General features: G+C 74.0%; 13 protein-coding genes and 1 pseudogene. 3 read left to right on the top strand and 11 right to left on the bottom strand.

All coding sequences use genetic code 11. From position 1 onward, the window contains the following. The first annotated feature begins 102 nt into the window (after nucleotides 1–102). Both ACFYNX_RS04215 and ACFYNX_RS04210 read left to right on the top strand, forming a co-directional pair. Nucleotides 103–1,245: a PQQ-dependent sugar dehydrogenase gene (locus tag ACFYNX_RS04215; protein ID WP_388657448.1), complete on the top strand. Its 1,143-nt coding sequence runs from the start codon at nucleotides 103–105 to the stop codon at nucleotides 1,243–1,245. 26 nt (nucleotides 1,246–1,271) lie between these two features. Further along, nucleotides 1,272–1,346: pseudogene (locus ACFYNX_RS04210) on the top strand (DUF6191 domain-containing protein); the annotation flags it as partial. Nucleotides 1,347–1,502: 156 nt separating this feature from the next. Here the strand turns inward: ACFYNX_RS04210 and ACFYNX_RS04205 are convergent. The 6 genes from ACFYNX_RS04205 to ACFYNX_RS04180 all read right to left on the bottom strand — a co-directional run bounded on the left by ACFYNX_RS04205 (nucleotide 1,503) and on the right by ACFYNX_RS04180 (nucleotide 10,638). Continuing rightward, on the bottom strand, nucleotides 1,503–4,544 hold the full coding sequence (locus tag ACFYNX_RS04205) for an ATP-binding protein (RefSeq protein WP_388657445.1): 3,042 nt from the start codon (nucleotides 4,542–4,544) through the stop codon (nucleotides 1,503–1,505). An 89-nt stretch (nucleotides 4,545–4,633) separates the two neighbouring features. Continuing rightward, entirely contained in the window at nucleotides 4,634–4,813 is a 180-nt protein-coding gene (locus ACFYNX_RS04200; protein WP_388657442.1) for a hypothetical protein, read from the bottom strand. Nucleotides 4,814–4,950: 137 nt separating this feature from the next. After that, nucleotides 4,951–5,520, bottom strand: coding sequence for a hypothetical protein (locus ACFYNX_RS04195; RefSeq protein WP_365549195.1), 570 nt, complete (start codon nucleotides 5,518–5,520; stop codon nucleotides 4,951–4,953). Nucleotides 5,521–5,574: 54 nt separating this feature from the next. Beyond that, nucleotides 5,575–6,147, bottom strand: coding sequence for a GNAT family protein (locus tag ACFYNX_RS04190; protein ID WP_365549192.1), 573 nt, complete (start codon nucleotides 6,145–6,147; stop codon nucleotides 5,575–5,577). Further along, nucleotides 6,125–8,362, bottom strand: coding sequence for an MMPL family transporter (locus ACFYNX_RS04185; protein WP_388657437.1), 2,238 nt, complete (start codon nucleotides 8,360–8,362; stop codon nucleotides 6,125–6,127). The genes ACFYNX_RS04190 and ACFYNX_RS04185 overlap by 23 nt, the downstream gene beginning before the upstream one ends. A 185-nt stretch (nucleotides 8,363–8,547) precedes the next feature. After that, complete coding sequence (locus tag ACFYNX_RS04180) at nucleotides 8,548–10,638, bottom strand: phosphocholine-specific phospholipase C (RefSeq protein WP_388657434.1); 2,091 nt, start codon at nucleotides 10,636–10,638, stop codon at nucleotides 8,548–8,550. A 399-nt stretch (nucleotides 10,639–11,037) separates the two neighbouring features. Here ACFYNX_RS04180 and ACFYNX_RS04175 point away from each other — a divergent pair, with 399 nt between their 5' ends. After that, nucleotides 11,038–13,080: a protein kinase gene (locus ACFYNX_RS04175; protein WP_388657431.1), complete on the top strand. Its 2,043-nt coding sequence runs from the start codon at nucleotides 11,038–11,040 to the stop codon at nucleotides 13,078–13,080. A 79-nt stretch (nucleotides 13,081–13,159) separates the two neighbouring features. Here the strand turns inward: ACFYNX_RS04175 and gatB are convergent, their stop codons facing one another. The 5 genes from gatB to ACFYNX_RS04150 form a co-directional block, all read right to left on the bottom strand. Next, nucleotides 13,160–14,671 carry an Asp-tRNA(Asn)/Glu-tRNA(Gln) amidotransferase subunit GatB gene (gene gatB, locus ACFYNX_RS04170; RefSeq protein ID WP_388657428.1) on the bottom strand — a complete coding sequence of 504 codons (1,512 nt, stop codon included), beginning with the start codon at nucleotides 14,669–14,671 and terminating at the stop codon, nucleotides 13,160–13,162. Nucleotides 14,672–14,687: 16 nt separating this feature from the next. Continuing rightward, entirely contained in the window at nucleotides 14,688–14,921 is a 234-nt protein-coding gene (locus tag ACFYNX_RS04165) for a hypothetical protein (RefSeq protein WP_185893491.1), read from the bottom strand. Between the two features lie 5 nt (nucleotides 14,922–14,926). Further along, nucleotides 14,927–16,426, bottom strand: coding sequence for an Asp-tRNA(Asn)/Glu-tRNA(Gln) amidotransferase subunit GatA (gene gatA, locus ACFYNX_RS04160; RefSeq protein ID WP_365549178.1), 1,500 nt, complete (start codon nucleotides 16,424–16,426; stop codon nucleotides 14,927–14,929). A 6-nt stretch (nucleotides 16,427–16,432) separates the two neighbouring features. Then, nucleotides 16,433–16,729 carry an Asp-tRNA(Asn)/Glu-tRNA(Gln) amidotransferase subunit GatC gene (gatC, locus tag ACFYNX_RS04155; RefSeq protein ID WP_015036350.1) on the bottom strand — a complete coding sequence of 99 codons (297 nt, stop codon included), beginning with the start codon at nucleotides 16,727–16,729 and terminating at the stop codon, nucleotides 16,433–16,435. Nucleotides 16,730–16,815: 86 nt separating this feature from the next. Further along, complete coding sequence (locus ACFYNX_RS04150) at nucleotides 16,816–18,936, bottom strand: putative bifunctional diguanylate cyclase/phosphodiesterase (protein WP_388657425.1); 2,121 nt, start codon at nucleotides 18,934–18,936, stop codon at nucleotides 16,816–16,818. Nucleotides 18,937–19,003: the final 67 nt, after the last annotated feature.

Below are 19,003 nucleotides of genomic sequence, written 5' to 3'. Positions count from 1 at the left end.
CGGGTGGCCCGGCGGGAACCCCGTCGGGTCGGGAGGTGTTCTCAGGGTGGGGATGCCGTTCGACCCGTCGAGCCCGCCGGACCCTCCGAAGGGGAGCGCGCCATGAAACGTCCTGTCGTCGTGAAGGCCCTGGGAGGCGCCGCCGCGCTGGTCCTGGCGGCGGGCTGCTCCTCGGGGGACACCGCTTCGGAGAGCGCGCAGGAGCGCCCGGGAGCGGCCCCGTCGTCGGCCTCCGCGCCCGCCTCCCCCTCGCTCCCCACCACGGCCCCGGCCGCCGCCGGGGTGACGGTGGCGGGGACGCTGACCGAGGGCCTGAAGTCGCCGTGGGGGCTCGCGGAGCTGCCCGGCGGGGACCTGCTCGTCTCCTCGCGGGACGAGCGGACGATCACCCGGATCGACGGGCGGACGGGCGCGAAGACGCCGCTCGGCGAGGTGCCGGGGGTCGTGCCGGGCGGCGAGGGCGGACTGCTCGGCCTCGCGTTCCGGGACGGCCGGGTGTACGCGTACCTGACGGCGGCCTCGGACAACCGGATCGTGCGCATGGCGTACGGGGGCGGGGCCGGCGACCGGCTCGGCCCGCCGGAGCCGGTCCTGACCGGCATCCCGAAGGGGTTCACGCACAACGGCGGACGGATCGCGTTCGGCCCCGACGGAATGCTGTACGCGGGGACGGGCGAGACCGGCCGGACCGGTCTGGCGCAGGACCGGAAGTCGCTGGGCGGGAAGGTCCTGCGGATGACGCCGGAGGGCCGCCCGGCGCCCGGCAACCCCTTCCCGGACTCGGTCGTCTACTCGTACGGCCACCGGAACGTGCAGGGGCTCGCCTGGGACGCGGACGGGCGTCTGTGGGCGGCCGAGTTCGGCCAGAACACCTGGGACGAGCTGAACCTGATCGCGGCCGGGCGGAACTACGGCTGGCCGGAGGCCGAGGGGAGGGCGGGGCGGGAGGGGTTCACGGACCCGGTGGCCCAGTGGCCGACCTCGGAGGCCTCCCCCAGCGGGATCGCGTACGCGAAGGGCGCGATCTGGATGGCCGGGCTCAGGGGCGAGCGGCTGTGGCGGGTCCCGCTCTCCGGCGCGGAACGTTCCGGGGACCCCGAGGCGTTCCTCCGGGGTGACCACGGACGGCTGCGGACCGTGCTCGCGACGGGCGGCGACCGGCTCTGGCTGGTGACGAGCGAGACCGACACCCGGGGCACGCCCGGGCCCGGCGACGACAGGATCCTCCGCCTCCGGGTGGGGTGAGGGAGGCGGTGACCGTGTTCGGTCCGATGGCGGAGCTGTTCGCACCGGGGCGCAAGCACGCGGAGGACGAGCGGCAGCGGCTGGCCCTGACCCGGGAGGACCAGGGGGACGCGGATCCGGGGCGCGGGCCGATAGACCTGCGGTCGGGACGGGTGACGATACGGGTTCCCCGCGCGGAGGAGGACTCCGGCGCAGGGGCGGGATCCGGCCCCGGATCGGACTCCGGCGCAGGCTCCGGCTCCGGCCCCGGATCGGACTCAGGCTCCGGGGCGGAGGGGGACGTCGAGCAGGTGCAGGCGGTGGGCCAGGGCGGCGGCCTCGCCGCGGCCGGCGACCCCGAGCTTGGCGAGGATGTGGGAGACGTGGACGCTGGCCGTCTTCGGTGAGATGAACAGTTCCTCGGCGATCTGGCGGTTGGTGCGGCCGGCCGCCACCAGGCGCAGCACGTCCTGTTCGCGGCGGGTCAGGCCGAAGGCGTCGTCCCCGGGCTCCGCCGGTGCCGGGGGCCTCTCCTCGGGGGCGAGGGAGAGCCGGGCGCGGGCGGCGAGGAGCTCCACGTCCTCGCGGAGCGGGCGGGCGCCGAGGAGGTCGGCGGTGGCGCGGGCCTCGCGCAGCAGGGCGGCGGCCTCCTCGCGCCGGCCGCCCTCGACGAGCAGGGCGTCGGCGAGGCGGTAGCGGGCGCGGGCCAGTTGGGCGGGTCGGTCCAGCGGCTCGTAGGCGGCGACGACCTCGGCCCAGCGGGCGGCGGTCTCGCGGCCCTCGGCGCGGGCCAGCTCCTCGGAGACGTGCCGGGAGTGCGCCTCCCAGACGGGGACCGGGGCGGCCAGGGCGCGCAGGCAGCGGCGGACCAGGGCGAGGGCCTCGGCGCGGCCCTCGTCGGCGGCGGGCAGCCCCCGGCTGTCGGCCTCGGCGGTGACGACGGTGAGGACGAGCGGCCAGCCGTAGCGGTGGGTGCCGGGCGGGAAGCCGCCCCGCTCGGCGGCGGCCAGCTCGGCCCGTACGTCGGCGATGCGGCCCTCGGCGGCGGCCGCGGCGACCGCGACCTGGGCCATGGGCAGGGTGTACTGCGGGATCGGGTCGCGGGTGCCGTAGACGGCGCGGGCGGCGGCGAGGTGGTGGACGGCGGCGTCGGGTTCGCCCCGGGCGGCGGCGAGCTGGGCGAGGCGGAGGGAGGCGGAGCCCCGGGGCTTGGTGCTGCTCGCCGAGCGCAGCAGCCGCTCGGCGGCCTCCCGGACCTCGTCCCACCGGCCCAGGGAGAAGAGGGACTCGGCCCGGTTGGCCTCGACCCAGCCGATGCTGTCGACGAGCCCGTAGGCGCGGGCGAGGCGGAGACCGGCCTCGGCGGTCTCGACGGCCTCGTGGGAGCGGCCGAGGAACTCCAGGGCGGAGGAGATGTTGATGTGGGCGCGCGCGGCCTCGGTGAACTGGCCGAGGACGGTGGTCCGTTCCCGTACCTCGTGCATCTCGGCGAGGCCGGTCTCCACGTCGCCGGCCGCGACCATGATGGTGCCGAGGGTCAGACGGGCGTTGAGCTCGATCGCCTCGGCCTTGACGAGGCGGGCGTACTCGACGGCGCGTTCGGCGGCGGTGAGGGCCTCGGGGCCGGGGTCGCGGAGCATGCCCCAGCCGGCGGCGCCGACGAGGACGACGGCGTGCACGGCGGAGGGCGGGAGGCCCTTGACGAGCTCCTGGGCGCGGGCGATCTCCTCGCGGCCGTCGCCCCGGCCGAGGTTGGACTGGAGGCGGGCCCTCTCGGTCCAGAACCAGGCGGCGCGCAGGGGGTCGTTCTCCTCCTCGCCGCCGAGGATCCGCAGTGCCGTCCTGCCGATCTTGAGGGCGCGTTCGCGTTCGCCGCTGAGCCGGGCCGCGACGGCGGCCTCGGCGAGCAGGTCGAGGTAGCGCAGCGGAGTGGTGTCGGGGTCGCAGCCGCAGGGCGGGTAGGCGTCGGCGTAGTCGATGGGGCGCAGCGCGGCCCGGACCTCGGCGGGGGCCTCGTCCCAGAGTTCCATGGCCCGTTCGAGGAGCCGGAGCTGCTCGGCGTAGGCGTGGCGCTTGCGGGTGGCGACGGAGGCCCGCAGGACGGCGGGCAGCGCCTCGGCCGGATCGTGGGCGTGGTACCAGTACGTGGCGAGCCGGGTGGCGCGCTCGTCGGCCCGCACCAGGGCCGGGTCGGCCTGGAGGGCCTCGGCGTAGCGGCGGTTGAGGCGGGAGCGCTCGCCGGGCAGCAGGTCGTCGCTGACGGCCTCGCGGACGAGGGAGTGCCGGAAGCGGTAGCCGTCGCCGTCGGGCACGGCGAGCAGGATGTTGGCGCCGACGGCGGCCCGCAGCGCCTCGATGAGTTCGTCCTCCGTGAGCCGGGCGACGGCGGCGAGCAGGCCGTACTCGACGGTGGAGCCGCCCTCGGCGGCGATCCTGACGACCCGCTGGGCGTCCTCGGGGAGGGCCTCGACCCGGACCAGGAGGAGGTCGCGCAGGGAGTCGCTGAGCTGTCCGGGGGCGCAGCCGGCCTCGTGGGAGACGACGAGCTCCTCGACGAAGAAGGCGTTGCCGTCGGAGCGTTCGAAGACCTCCTCGACGAGTCCGGGGTCGGGTTCGGCGGCGAGGATGCCGGTGAGCTGGCGGTGCACCTCGGTGCGGGTGAAGCGGGGGAGTTCGATGCGGCGGATGGTGCGGAGCCGGTCGAGTTCGGCGAGGAGCGGGCGCAGCGGGTGGCGGCGGTGGATGTCGTCGGCGCGGTAGCTGGCGACGACCACGATCCGGCCGCGCCGGAGGGTGCGCAGGAGGTAGGTGAGCAGGTGCCGGGTGGAGGTGTCGGCCCAGTGCAGGTCCTCCAGGACGAGCACGATCGTGCGGTCGGCGGCGAGCCGTTCCAGGAGCCGTACGGTCAGCTCGAAGAGGCGGGCGGTCGAGTCCTCGTCGGCGGGGTCGTGGCCGCCGGGGTCGCCCAGCTCCGGCAGCAGCCGGGCGAGTTCGCCGTGCTGGCCGTCGGCGGCGGCGGTCAGCTCGTCGGGGAGCCGGCGGCGGAGGGCGCGCAGGGCGGTGGAGAAGGGGGCGAAGGGCAGTCCGTCGGCGCCGAGTTCGACGCAGCCGCCGAGGGCGACGACGGCGCCCCGGTCGCGGGCCGTGCCGGTGAACTCCTCGATGAGCCGGGTCTTCCCGACGCCCGCCTCGCCGCCGATGAGCAGCGCCTGGGGCTCCCCCGCGGTCGCGCGGGAGAGCGCCTCGGTGAGGGCGGTGAGTTCGCCGGCCCGGCCGACGAAGACGGGGCTGACGGACCTGGTCTCCACGGATCCGAGCATCGCACAGGCACCGCCGGGGGCGCTCGTAAGGGGGCCGGGGGCCGGGCCCGGCTCGGGCGCCGTACCGAGGGCGGGTGGCACAGGGAGGGTCACGCGGCTCGGGTGAAGAGGGCCGGGCCGCTGTCGTCGTCCGTCGGTTCTTCCGCGGCCCGGTGGGCGGGGCGGGGCTTCCGGTTCGTGGACGCGGCGGCCTCGCGGGACAGGCGGCGGGCGGCGGCCTCGCGGACGAGCTGGGCGTGGTTCATGCGGTCGATCTCGTACTCGAACATCGGTGCTCCCGGGCGGGTCGGTAAAGGCGTCGCTTCTCGCGACGCCTCTACGGTCGTCTCCCAGGGGGCCCGGCCGCATCGGGCGAGTGCCGCATGTTCGGGGCGCGGGGGTCCTTAGGCCGCTCCCCGGAGGGGCCTTAGGAGCCGGCGGTCGGGAGGCTCAGGAACAGGTCGAAGTAGGTGCCGATCGACAGGAGCAGGCCGAGGCCGCCCAGGACGGCGCCCGCGACGGCGACGGCGCGGATCCAGGCGGGGCGCCGGGGAAGGAGCAGCACGGTGACGGCGACGATCAGGGCGAGCAGCGCGAAGACGCCGTTCACCAGGGCGGTGCTGTGCCAGGCGTCGCCGTAGATCTCGCTGATCTGCTGGGCGGGGGTGCCGGAGCCGGAGGTCTTGATCTGGCCGACGAGCGTCTCGCGCTCGGAGACGACCTTGCCGGTCCAGGTGCCGGTGAGCGCGACGGCGCCGAGGGCGGCGGAGACCACGGCGGCGGCACCGGCGCCGGTGCCGGCGTCCTTGCCGGCGGGGGTCTCCTCGTCGAGGTCGTCGTCGAGTTCCCCGGCCGAATCCTCCGCCGGCTCCGACGCCTCCATCGGCTCCGTCGGCTCCCCGGCGAGCGGGCCCGCGTCCTTCGCCGTCTCCGCCTCCCCGTCGACCTTCTCGGTCGTCTCGGCGGGCTCGGTCTTCTCGGTCGTCTTGATGTCCATGCGGCGCACGCTAGGGGTCCCGCATGAGAGCGGCCTTAACGCGCCCGCCCCGGGCTACTCCCCCGTCCGCTCCTCCTCCTTCGCCGCGCGCCACTCCGGGGCCAGGACCGACCAGAGCTCCGTGTCCGCGCGGGAGCCCCGGTGCGGGTAGTTCTCGCGCAGGACGCCCTCCCGCGTCATCCCGAGGCGGCGGGCGACGGCGACGCTGGAGCGGTTCTCCGTGGAGGCGTACCACTCGACGCGGTGGATGCCGCGCTCCTCGACCGCCCAGTCGATGATGATCCGGCAGGCCCGGGTGACCAGGCCCTTCCCGGCGGCGGACGGCTCCAGCCAGCAGCCCGCCTCGGCGGTGCCGTACGTCACGTCCATGGTCCGGAGCATGACGCCGCCGACGAGGGTGCCCCCGGTCCAGATGCCGAGGATCCGGCCCGCGTCGTTCGCGGCCTTCTCGGCGTACGAGCGGAGGAAGGAGCGGGCGGAGTCCAGGTCCGTGACGATGTCCGGGAGGCCGATGTGCCGTCCGATGTACTCCCGTCCCCGGTCCATGTGGGCCAGGAACTCCTCGGCCCGCCAGGGTTCCAGGGGCCGCAGCTCGGCGCCGTCGTCACCCAGCGATATCGCGAACATCCTCGTTCTCCTCCGTGGTCGGGACCGTCGGACCCTGTGCGGGGATCTTCGCACGCGCGTCGGCGGTGGCCCGGCACTCCGGCGGTTCGATGCTGATCCGGGGCAGCAGGCGGTCGAGACCCTTCGGCAGCCACCAGTTCGCGCCGCCGAGCAGGTGCATGAGGGCGGGGACCAGGAGGGTGCGCAGGACGAAGGCGTCGAGGGCGACGGCGGCCGCGAGCGCGATGCCGAACATCGCGACGACCCGGTCGCCGGAGAGCACGAACGCCAGGAAGACGGAGATCATGATGACGGCGGCGGAGTTGATCACCCGGCTGGTCTCGGCGAGGCCGATCCGGACCGCCCGCCGGTTGTCGCCGGTCTCCAGCCACTCCTCGTACATCCGGCTGACCAGGAAGACCTGGTAGTCCATGGAGAGTCCGAAGAGGACGGAGACCATGATCACGGGGAGGAAGGGCTCGATCGGCCCGGCGCTGCCGAGGCCGAGGAGCTCGCTCCCCCAGCCCCACTGGAAGACCGCCACGACGACGCCGAAGGCCCCGGCGACGGCCATGACGTTCATGGCGGCGGCCTTGAGCGGGATGCCGAGGGAGCGGAAGGCGAGCAGGAGCAGCAGACAGCCGAGGGCGACGACGACGCCGACGAAGAGCGGCAGCTTGCCGACGATGATCTCGGCGAAGTCGTCGTACGAGGCGGTGACGCCGCCCACGTTCACGTCGAGGGAGGTGCCCGCCCCGGCCCTCGGCAGGACGTCCTGGCGCAGCCGGTCGACCAGTTCGCTGGTGGCCTTGGACTGCGGCGAGGAGTCGGGGACGACGGTGAGAACGGCGGTGTCGCCGGAGCTGTTGTACGTGACCGGGGAGACGGCCGCGACGCCCTTGGTGGCGGAGAGCGCGGCCGGCAGTTGGTCCAGGGCGACCCGGTCGTCGGCGCCGTCGAGTCCGGCGACGAGGGTGAGGGGGCCGTTGACGCCGGGTCCGAAGCCCTCGGCGAGCAGGTCGTAGGCCTTGCGCGTGGTCGCGGTGGCCGGGCCGTTGCCCTGGTCGGAGGTGCCGAGGTGGAGCGAGAGGGTGGGCAGCGCCAGGACCGCCATGACGACGGCGGCGACGGCCCCGAGGAGCTTGGGGTGGCGCTCGACGAAGGCGGACCAGCGGGCGGCGAAGCCGGTGGGCAGCTCGGGCTGCGGCCCGTGCTCGGCGAGGGTGCGGCGCTCGCGCCGGGACAGGGCGCGCGGGCCGATCAGGGAGAGCAGCGCGGGGAGGAGGGTGACGGAGGCGGCGACCGTGAGGACGACGGTGAGGGAGGCGGCGACGGCGACGCCGTTGAGGAAGCTCAGCCGCAGGATCAGCATGCCGAGCAGGGCGATGCAGACGGTGGCCCCGGCGAAGACGACGGCGCGGCCGGTGGTGGCGACGGCGGTCTCGGCGGCCTCGGCGACGGACAGGCCGCGTTTGAGGCCCCTGCGGTGCCGGGTGACGATGAAGAGCGCGTAGTCGATGCCGACGCCGAGGCCCACGAGCATGCCGAGCATGGGGGCGAAGTCGGCGACGGTCATCAGGTGGCCGAGCAGCACGATCCCGGAGTACGCGATGCCGACGCCGACGAGCGCGGTGGCGATGGGGAGCGCGGAGGCGGCGAGCGAGCCGAAGGCGAGGAAGAGGACGACGGCCGCGACGGCGACGCCGACGACCTCCGCGACGTGTCCGCCGGGGGCCTCGGTGAGGGCGACGGCGGTGCCGCCCAGCTCCACCTGGAGGCCGTCGGTCGCGGCGGCCCGGGCGGTGTCGACGACGGCCTTCGCCTGCCCCTCGGGGACGTCGTCGGCCTGCGCGGCGAAGGTGACGGTGGCGTAGGCGGTGCGTCCGTCCTCGCTGATCCGTCCGGCCGTCTCCCCGTAGGGGGAGGTGACGGCGGCGACGCCGGGCAGGTCGGCGACCTCGCGGAGCACGCCGGTCATGCGCTCCTGGACGGCGTCGGCGCGGACGCTGCCCCGTTCGGTGTGCCAGACGATGGTGTCCTCGTCGCCGCCGAGGCCGTGGAAGCCGCGTTCGAGGAGGGCGGTGGCGCGGCCGGACTCGGTGCCGGGGACCTCGTAGTCGTTGGAGTACGCGTTCCCCGCGAGGATCGCCCCGGTGCCGGCCCCGCCGAGGGCGAGGAACCAGAGGAGGACGGCGACGAGGCGGTGCCTGATGCACCACCGGGCGATGGCTGCCAAAGGACGTGCTCCCTGGGTGGTTCGTGGATCTTTCCCGGGAACGGCCCGATAAAGAACGCATGACCTACGTGCGCCCACTCTCGCAGCCGAACGTGATCATTTGTCCCTTTCGTGTCAATGGTCACACGGGTGTGGTTCACCGGGGCGCGGGGGGGCGGCCCCGCGCCCCGGCTCGCCCTCCGCGCTCAGCCGGAGACGCTGGCGCGGCCGTTCTCGACGTGGCCCATGAGCCGGCGGCGGAAGCCTCCGGGGGCGGTCACCTCGACGTCGTACCAGCCGTGCGCGTCGGCGGCGGAGTGGACGACGGTACGGGTCCTCCCGGGCTTCACGGTGACGGTGCGGGTCCAGTCCGCGAGGTCGTCCTCGTCCACGTAGCCCAGCGGCCGGACGGTGAAGGAGACGGGGGCGCGGCCGGTGTTCCGTACGGTCAGGTGCAGGTCGCGGTCGTGGTGGTCGATCCGGGTGGCCAGCTCGGCGCCGCCCGTCGCGGGGCCCTCGAACTCGCGCCGGAAGCCGTTGGGGCCGGTGATCGTGAAGCGGTAGCGGTCGCCCGGGACGGGGACGGTCCACTCCCCCGTACCCCTGACGTCGCGGTGCTGCGGGACGGCGAACTCGCCCGCGTACGGGTAGAGGGCGACGTGCGCGCTCGCCTTCCCCCGGTTGCTCAGCGCGACCGTGACGGCGCCGGCGCGGACGGTGGCGGCGGCGTCCAACTGGTAGGGCAGGGGGCGGGCGGGGCGGACGCCGGGCTCCTGGACGGGCATCCGCTGCACGGCCGGGGGCTGGGGCCGCCAGCGGCCGGTGAACGGCGGGACCGGTCCCGGCCGCTCGACCTCCGGCCGCCTGCGGCCCCGGTGGAAGTCGAAGGCGGAGGTGAGGTCGCCGGTGACGGTCCGGCGCCAGGGGGTGATGTTCGGCTCGCGGACGCCGGTGAGCCTCTCCAGGAAGCGGATCACGGAGGTGTGGTCGAAGGTCTCGGAGCAGACGTAGCCGCCGACCGACCAGGGCGAGACGACCAGCAGCGGGACGCGGATGCCGAGGCCGGTGGGCTGCCCCTGCCAGCGCTCGTCCGTGTCGTCGGCGGGCGGGACGGGCGGCGGGACGTGGTCGAAGAAGCCGTCGTTCTCGTCGTAGTTGATCAGGACGACGGTGTGCCGCCAGACGTCCGGGTGGGAGCCGAGGGCGTCGAGCACCTTGTAGACGAGGGTGGCGGAGGCGATCGGGGAGGAGGAGCCGGGGTGCTCGGAGTCGATCGCGGAGGGCACGAGGTACGAGACCTCGGGGAGGGTCCCGGCGGCGACGTCGGCGCGGAAGGCGTCGGCGAGGGTGCCGCTCTCGACGCGGCGGAGGCCGCGCTCGAAGAGGGAGCGCTCGGCCTTCGTGAGCTCCGCGACGCCTTCTTCGAGAAGGCCGAGGAGCCGGGCCCGCTCGGCGGGGTCCTTCGTGCCGCGCACGGCGGCGTAGAAGGACTCCATGAAGGTGTGGCCGCCGGTGCGGGCGAGCGCCTTGCGGGCGATCTCCTTGAAGGTGGTGAAGAACTCGATGTTGTTGTCGGTGAAGTTCTCCCACTCGGTGTACGTCTTCCAGCTCCGCCCGGCGGCTTCGAGCCGCTCGGCGTAGGTGGACCAGCCGTAGCCGGGGTGGGTGGCCTCGGCGTAGGCGGCGTTGGTGACGGCCCGGCTGCCGTCGGCCTCGTGGCCGGTCCAGCCGGACCAGAGGTGGTTGCGGTTGGGGCTCGTCGAGGTGTGGATCGACGAGTGGTAGGCGTCGCAGACGGTGAAGGTGTCCGCCAGCTCGTAATGCAGGGGGATGTCACGGCGGTCGTAGTACGCCATGGTGGCGGCGGTCTTGGCCGAAACCCAGCCGTCCATCCAGCCGCCGTGCCAGGCCTTGGCGCCACCGCCCCAGGAATGGTCGAGGTCGCCGATGTACTGGAGGTCCTTCTTCTGCGTCTCGGCGGCGTCCCGGATCGGGAAGGGGAGGACGGTCTTGCCGGCTCCGGCGGGCTGCTCGAAGACCGGCCTGCCGGAGGGCAGCTCAATGGCATTGCGGTCGCCGAATCCGCGGACCCCGCGGAGGGTGCCGAAGTAGTGGTCGAAGGAACGGTTCTCCTGCATCAGGATCACCACGTGCCGAACCGCCGAAAGCCCCCCGGAGTGGGGCTCCGTGGCCATCGCGGCCTGCAGGGACGGCGGCAGCAGCGATCCGGCCGCGGCGGCGCCGAGGGCGCCTCCGCCCAGCGCGAGGAGCCTTCTGCGGGACATCTCGGACGACAAGACCGACCTCCAGTCGACGGCCAATGGTTCTCCTTCGAGCCATTGGGGGGTTCGTCGGGGACGGTAGTGAGACGGGGTGACGGCGAGAAGACCCGGCGGGGGCGCGGTGGTGAACGTCCAAGGGGACGCGAAGGGAATCCAAGCGATTTCCGGCCATCTCGCCGTGCCCCACCGGGGCCGCGGGAAGGCCGGGGAGCCCCGGCCGGACGGGGGCGCGGGACTGATCGGGCAGGTGGGCGGACCTGATCGGAGAGGGGGCGGACCCGGTCGGACGCGCGGACGAATCCGGCCGGGCGGGCGGCGGGGCGGGGGGATTCCGCGCCCGCGCAGTCGCGTTGACCCCGGGCCCACCGGAGCGGCAAGCTGAACGCCTGTCAATCACTGTGCCCTGGGGGAAACTTGAGCAAGACGGCACACCACATCGGCCCCGACTCCGCTCCCGACCGGTACCGGCTCCTGCGGTCCATCGGACGCGGTGGCGAGGCCGTGCTCTACCTGGCGGAGATCGAGCTGGCCGGCGGCACGGAGCCGGTCGTCGTCAAGGTCCTCGACTCGAAGACGACGATCACGCCCGAGATCTTCGAGCGGATCAGCCAGAAGTGGAACGAGCAGGCCGAACTGCTCCGCTTCGTGCACCGCCCCGGCGTCGTCGGCGTGCGGGAGCACTTCCAGGGCCCGCCGATCCACCGGCCCGGCGAGTCCGCGACGATCACCGGCCGGGCCCTGGTGCTCGTCATGAACCACGTCGACGGCCTCGACCTGCGCGACTGGCGGGCCGAGCGCACCCTCGCCTCCCCCGCCGAGCGGCGCGAGGTGATGCGGACCCTGGAGCAGCTCGCGGACGTCCTCGACTGGCTGCACTCCGGGAAGGCCACCCCGTCCGGGCGCACGGTCGTCCACGGCGACCTCTCGCCCGGCAACGTCATGGTGGACGAGTACGGACAGGCGACCCTCGTCGACTTCGGCCTCAGCAAGCTGACCGCCGACCACCAGACCGCCGAGGTGTGGTTCACCCCCGGCTACGCGGCCCCCGAGGTCTTCGACGGCAAGCGCACCCCGGCCACCGACCGGTACGCCTTCGGCGCCCTCGCCTACTTCCTGCTCAGCGGGCAGTCCCCGCCGACCGCGCCCGAGCAGTTGGTCTCCGCGTTCCGCGCGCTGCCGCAGATCGCCGGGCTGCCGGAGGAGCAGCGCGACCGGGTCCTGAGCATCGCCTCGGCCGACACCGGACGGCGCCCGATCTCCCTGTCGTCCTGGGTGAAGGACGTGCGGCACGGGGTGGTGTCCACCACGACGACCTCACGCCCGGCGACGGTCGCGGACGCGGTCCCGGCGGTCGCGGACGCGGTCCCGCCCGCCCCCACCGCCCCGCCGGTCCCGACCGCGCCGCCCACCGCGCCGCCGCGGCCCGCGACCCCGCCGCCGGCCGGCACGACGGACCCCGCGGCCGCCACGCCGGCGCCGGAGGACCGGCCGTCCGCGACGCCCCCGGCGCCCGTCGTGTCGCCGCCCCCGGTCGTGACCCCGCAGCCGGTGGTCGCCCCGCCCGTCGCCGCCCCGGCGTCCCCCGTCGCCCCGCAGCACGCCACGCACCACCTGTCCGCCGAGCCGCCCACCGTCGCCACGCCCGCCGCCGCCGGAGGGCCCGGCTTCGGGAGCCCCGGTTCCGGCCCCGGCCTCGGTGGCCCCGGTTCCGGACCCGGCTTCGGGGCGCCCGGCTTCGGTCCGCCGACGTCTCCCCCGGCGTCCGGCCCGGCCACCGCCCCCACCCCGGCCCCCGAGCCGCGCCGCCGCCGTCGCAAGGGCCCGCTGATCGGCGCCGTGGCCGGCGTCGTCGTGGTCGCCGCCCTCGCAGTGGCCGGCGTCCAGCTCCTCGGCGACAAGGAGGACGACGGCAAGAACGCCGCCGCCGGCCCGGTCGCCACCACGGAACCCACCCCGGACCCCGCCACCGAGAGCCCGTCGGAGGAGCCCACGAGCGAGGCGCCGACCGAGGAGTCCGCCCCGCCCTCGGAGTCGGCGAGCCCGACGGACGACCCCGGCTCGGTGCCGGACCTCCCCGTGGCCGATCTGACCACGCTCGCCTCCGTCAGCGATCCCGACGACTTCACCGTCGGCGCCGCCAAGATCAACACCAAGGAGTACGGCGCGGCCCTGATCGGCGACTGCTACAGCGGCGCCTACGTGGAGTACGACCTCAACCGGGAGTGGAAGAACTTCGAGTTCACCGCCGGGATCGACGACGGCTCGAAGATCGAGTCCGCCCGGGTCGTCGTCTCCGTCGACAACCAGCCCGCCCTCTTCAACGAGACGGTGGAGCTGGGCAAGCCGATCACGGAGAGCCTGAAGATCGACGGGGCCCTGCGGCTGCGCCTGAAGGTCGAGGCGACCTGCACCGACACCGGCAACGCCGTCATCGCCGCTCCGCTCCTCAAGCGATGACCGGGACGCACGACAGCGGCCCCGCACCGGAGTTCCGGTGCGGGGCCGCTGTCGTGTCCGTACGCGTACGGGACGGGGATCAGCCCTCGGAGACGCCCAGCTTCTCCAGGATCAGGTCCTTGACCTTCGCCGCGTCCGCCTGGCCGCGGGTGGCCTTCATGACCGCGCCCACCAGGGCGCCGACCGCCGCGACCTTGCCGCCGCGGATCTTGTCCGCGATCGCCGCGTTGCCCGCGATGGCCTCGTCGACCGCCGTGCCGAGCGCGCCGTCGTCGGAGACGACCTTCAGACCGCGCTTCTCGACGACCTCGTCCGGGGTGCCCTCGCCGGCGAGGACGCCCTCGATGACCTGGCGGGCCAGCTTGTCGTTGAGGTCGCCGGAGGCGACCAGGGCCGAGACCCGGGCCACGTCCGCCGGGGTGATCGCCAGCTCCTCCAGGGAGACGCCCTGCTCGTTGGCGTTCCGGGCGAGCTCGCCCAGCCACCACTTGCGGGCCGAGGCCGCGTCCGCGCCCGCCTCGATCGTGGCGACGATCGGGTCGACCGCGCCCGCGTTGAGGATCGACTGCATGTCCAGCTCGGACACGCCCCACTCCTCGCGCAGCCGGTTGCGGCGCACGCGCGGCAGCTCGGGCAGGCCGCCCCGCAGCTCCTCGACCCACTCGCGGGAGGGGGCCACCGGCACCAGGTCCGGCTCGGGGAAGTAGCGGTAGTCCTCGGCGTTGTCCTTGATGCGGCCGGAGGTGGTGGAGCCGTCGTCCTCGTGGAAGTGACGGGTCTCCTGCACGATCGTCCCGCCGGAGGACAGGACGGCCGCGTGCCGCTGGATCTCGAAGCGCGCCGCGCGCTCCACCGAACGGAGCGAGTTGACGTTCTTCGTCTCCGAGCGGGTGCCGAAGGTCTTCGTGCCGTGCGGGCGCAGCGACAGGTTCACGTCGCAGCGCATCTGGCCCTTGTCCATGCGCGCCTCGGAGACGCCCAGGGCGCGGATCAGCTCGCGCAGCTCGGCGACGTACGCCTTGGCGACCTCGGGGGCCCGCTCGCCCGCGCCCTCGATCGGCTTGGTGACGATCTCGATGAGCGGGATGCCGGCCCGGTTGTAGTCGAGCAGCGAGTGCGAGGCGCCGTGGATGCGGCCGGTCACGCCGCCGATGTGGGTGGACTTGCCGGTGTCCTCCTCCATGTGGGCGCGCTCGATCTCCACGCGGAAGACCTCGCCGTCCTCCAGTTGGACGTCCAGGTAGCCGTCGAAGGCGATCGGCTCGTCGTACTGGGAGGTCTGGAAGTTCTTCGGCATGTCCGGATAGAAGTAGTTCTTCCGGGCGAAGCGGCACCACTCGGCGATCTCGCAGTTCAGCGCGAGGCCGATCTTGATCGCGGACTCGACGCCGATCGCGTTGACGACCGGGAGCGAGCCGGGCAGGCCGAGGCAGGTCGGACAGGTCTGCGAGTTGGCGTCCGCGCCCAGCTCGGTGGAGCACCCGCAGAACATCTTGGTCCGGGTGCCGAGCTCGACATGGACCTCCAGGCCCATGACGGGGTCGTACTCGGCGAGCGCCGCCTCGTACGACAGCAGTTCAGTGACAGTCACGGTGAGACTTTCCCTCTCAGCCCAGCAGGACGTCGTCGTCGCCCAGGCGCTTCAGCTCCCGGTAGAGGATCGCCAGGCCGGTCGCGATGGCGGCGGCGGACACCGCGGCGTCGAGCAGCCGCAGGACGTCGTTGTCGGCGCGGGCCAGCTTGGCCTGCTTGGCGACGCTGACCGCGCCGAAGGCGGTGGTGGCCAGCGAGACGTACAGACCGGTCTTCGACTTCTTGAAGTTCTTGGCCTTCTTTGCCATGGCACTCACAGCGACGGAGCCTCCTCGAGCAGCGAATGTCCCCACTTTTCCACGAAGGCGGCCTCGACGGCTGCTCCGACCCTGTAGAGCCGGTCGTCCTTCAGGGCGGGGGCGATGATCTGCAGACCGACCGGCAGGCCGTCCTCGGGCGCGAGGCCGCAGGGCAGCGACATGGCGGCGTTGCCGGCCAGGTTGGTCGGGATGGTGCACAGGTCCGCGAGGTACATGGCCATCGGGTCGTCGGCGCGCTCGCCGATCGGGAAGGCGGTGGTGGGGGTCGTCGGGGAGACGATCACGTCCACCTCCTCGAAGGCCTTCTCGAACTCGCGGGTGATGAGGGTGCGGACCTTCTGGGCCGAGCCGTAGTACGCGTCGTAGTAGCCGGAGCTGAGCGCGTACGTGCCGAGGATGATGCGGCGCTTGACCTCGTCGCCGAAGCCGGCCTCGCGGGTGAGGGCGGTGACGTCCTCGGCCGAACGGGTGCCGTCGTCGCCGACGCGCAGGCCGTAGCGCATGGCGTCGAAGCGGGCCAGGTTCGAGGAGCACTCGGACGGCGCGATCAGGTAGTACGCCGAGAGGGCCAGGTCGAAGGTGGGGCAGTCCAGCTCGACGATCTCGGCGCCCAGCGACTTCAGCAGCTCGACGGACTCGTCGAAGCGCTGCACGACGCCGGCCTGGTAGCCCTCGCCGCGGAACTGCTTGACGACGCCGACGCGCATGCCGGCCACGGAGCCGTTGCGGGCGGCCTCGACGACCGGCGGGACCGGGGCGTCGATGGAGGTGGAGTCGAGCGGGTCGTGCCCGGCGATCGCCTCGTGCAGCAGGGCCGCGTCCAGGACCGTGCGGGCGCAGGGGCCGCCCTGGTCGAGGGAGGAGGAGAAGGCCACCATGCCGTAGCGGGAGACCGCGCCGTAGGTCGGCTTGACGCCGACGGTGCCGGTGACGGCGGCGGGCTGGCGGATGGAGCCGCCGGTGTCCGTGCCGATGGCGAGGGGGGCCTCGTACGCGGCGAGGGCGGCCGACGAACCGCCGCCGGAGCCGCCGGGGATCCGGGTGAGGTCCCAGGGGTTGCCGGTGGGGCCGTAGGCGCTGTTCTCGGTGGAGGAGCCCATCGCGAACTCGTCCATGTTGGTCTTGCCGAGGATGACGACGTCGGCGGCCTTCAGGTTCTTGACCAGGGTCGCGTCGTACGGCGGGATCCAGCCCTCCAGCATCTTCGAGCCCACGGTCGTCGGGATGCCGACGGTGGTGAAGATGTCCTTGAGCGCGAGCGGCACACCGGCGAGCGGGCCGAGCTTCTCGCCCCGGGCGCGCTTCTCGTCCACGGCGCGGGCCTGGGCGAGGGCGCCGTCGCGGTCGACGTGCAGGAAGGCGTGGACCTTCTCGTCGACGGCCTCGATGCGGGCGAGGTGGGCCTCGGTGACCTCGACGGCGGTCAGCTCGCCGGCGGCGATCTTCCCGGCGATCTCGGCCGCGGTGAGCTTGATGATGGTGTTGTCCGTCATGACTTCTTAGTCCTCCCCCAGGATCTGCGGCACCTTGAAACGCTGCTGCTCCTGGGCCGGGGCGCCGGAGAGCGCCTGCTCGGGGGTGAGCGACGGACGGACCTCGTCCGCGCGCATGACATTGGTCAGCGGCAGCGGGTGGGAGGTCGGCGGTACGTCTTGGTCGGCGACCTCGGAGACGCGGGCGACCGCGCCGATGATGTCGTCGAGCTGGCCGGCGAAGTGATCGAGTTCTTCGCCCTTCAGCTCCAGACGCGCCAGCCGTGCGAGGTGGGCGACCTCCTCGCGCGTGATGCCAGGCATGCGGATCCTCACGGGGTGAGCTTGATGTGTGGGTCCATCCTATGGGGCCGGTGCCCCGGCCCGTGAAACGGTTTCGCCGGACCGGGTCAGGCCCGGGGGACGACCTGGCCCGAGGGGTGGTCCAGGTCGGTCGGGGGCGCCAGGTCGGCGGGGCGGCGCCAGCCGTGCTCGCCGCGGGCCAGGAGCCAGGCGGTCGCCTCGTCGGGCGGCATGGCGGCGGCGACCAGCCAGCCCTGGACGGCGTCGCAGCCCAGGTCGCGCAGCCGCTCCCAGGTCTCGTCGTCCTCGACGCCCTCGGCGACGACGAGGAGGCCGAGGGAGTGGGCGAGGTCGACGGTGCAGCGGACGATCTCGGCGTCCTCGGTGTCGACGGCGAGCCGGGCGACGAAGGAGCGGTCGATCTTCAGTTCGCTGACCGGGAGCCGGCGCAGGTGGACGAGGGAGGAGTAGCCGGTGCCGAAGTCGTCGAGGGACATCTTGACGCCGTGGCCGGTGAGTCCGTTGAGCGTGTCGGCGGCCCGCTGGGGGTCCTCCAGGAGCACGTGTTCCGTTATCTCCAACTGGAGGGAGCCGGCCGGGACGCCGTGGCGGGCGAGCCGGGCGGCGACGGCGCCCGCGAAGCCGGGGGTGTGGACGTCGCGCGGCGAGACGTTGACGGCGACCGGGACGTCGAGGCCCTGGGCGCGCCAGCGGGCGACCTGGGCGAGGGCGGTCTCCAGGACGTACTCGGTGAGGTGGGGCATCAGGCCGGAGGACTCGGCGATGGCGATGAACTCGTCCGGGGGAACCTTTCCCCGCTCGGGGTGGACCCAGCGGACGAGCGCCTCCAGACCGGCGACCTGGCCGTCGAAGCGGACCTTGGGCTGGTAGTGGAGCTGGACCTCGTGGGCGTCGAGGGCGCGGCGCAGGTCGCCGAGGAGGCCGAGCCGGTCGGGGGTGTTGGAGTCGCGCTTGGACTCGTAGACCTCGACGCCGGTGCGGTCGCGCTTGGCCTGGTACATGGCGACGTCGGCGCGGCGCAGCAGCCCCTCGGCGTCGAGGGCGTGGTCGGGGAAGACGGCGACGCCGGCGCTGGCCTCCAGGACGAGGGTGAGACCGTCGAGGTCGAGCGGGGAGGAGAGCTCGGCGACGAGGTGGCGGGCGACGCGCTGGGCGCTGGTGGTGGAGTCGGCGGTGGGCAGCAGGACGGCGAACTCGTCGCCGCCGAGCCGGGCGGCCTCGGCGCCGCGGGGCAGGGCGAGGCGGAGCCGGTCGGCGATCTGGAGGAGCAGCCGGTCGCCCGCGAGGTGCCCGAGGGTGTCGTTGACCGAGCGGAAGCGGTCGAGGTCGATGAGGACGAGGGCGGCGCGGGCCCCCTGGCCCTCGGCGTCCTCCAGGGCGGTCCAGGCCCGCTCCAGGAGCCACTGGCGGTTGGGGAGCCCGGTGAGGGGGTCGCGCAGTTGCTCCTCGGCGCGGGCGCGGGCGATCCAGAGGGTGGAGTCGAGGGCGATGAGGGGGACGGCGAAGAGCGGCAGGAGGACCGGGCGGCTCGCGGCGACGGCGCAGATGAGCGGGGCGATGCCGAGGAGGGCGACGGCGACGAGGCCCTGCCGGAGGAGGGCGGTGCGGGCGGCGGTGGGCAGCCCGCGGCCCTGGGGGGCGAGCGTGTACCACAGGAGGAGCCGGGTCACCACGAGGTAGGTGGTCGCGGCGAGCACGACTTCCGGGAGGTCCCCGATCGTCCAGTCGAGGGGCTGCCAGGGCTGCTCGACGGTCGGCACGTCGCCGAAGAGGGCGAGGACGAGGGCGGCGCCGCCGACGCCGAGGACGTCGGCGGCGCCGTGCAGCAGGCCCTGTCGCCAGCGGTGGTGGCGGGCGGCGCCGACGAGGGTGACGACGGTCAGCGAGACGAGTCCGGCGGGCACCCAGCCGTACAGCAGGAGGACGGCGAGGGTGAGGGCGGCGCCGGAGCCGGTGCCGCCCCACCAGCGGTCGCGGCCGAGGGCGACCAGGTGGCCGACGATGAGGCCGGTGAGGACGGCGAGGGACCAGCCGGTGACCCCGCCGGGGAAGAGTCCGTGCCCGGTGGTGAGGGCCTGCTGGAGTCCGGCGGCGAGCAGGACGGCGGCGATGCCCACCACGATCGCGGGCAGCCGGGAGGTGGAGCCCCCGGGGGCCGTGCGGCCGTGTGGCCGGGGGACCGGGGCGGCGCTCTCGGTCGGTTCCATTTCCGTCCCTCTCACAGGCGGCGGTGCCGTCGGTGTGCCTTGGGCCGCGGTGGGGCGGCCGTCCGTC

The sequence above is a fragment of the Streptomyces sp. NPDC007872 genome, assembly GCF_042868165.1.
GTDB lineage: Bacteria > Actinomycetota > Actinomycetes > Streptomycetales > Streptomycetaceae > Streptomyces.
Note: the sequence above shows the minus strand (reverse complement) of the source record. Positions and strands in the feature narration are given on the sequence as shown.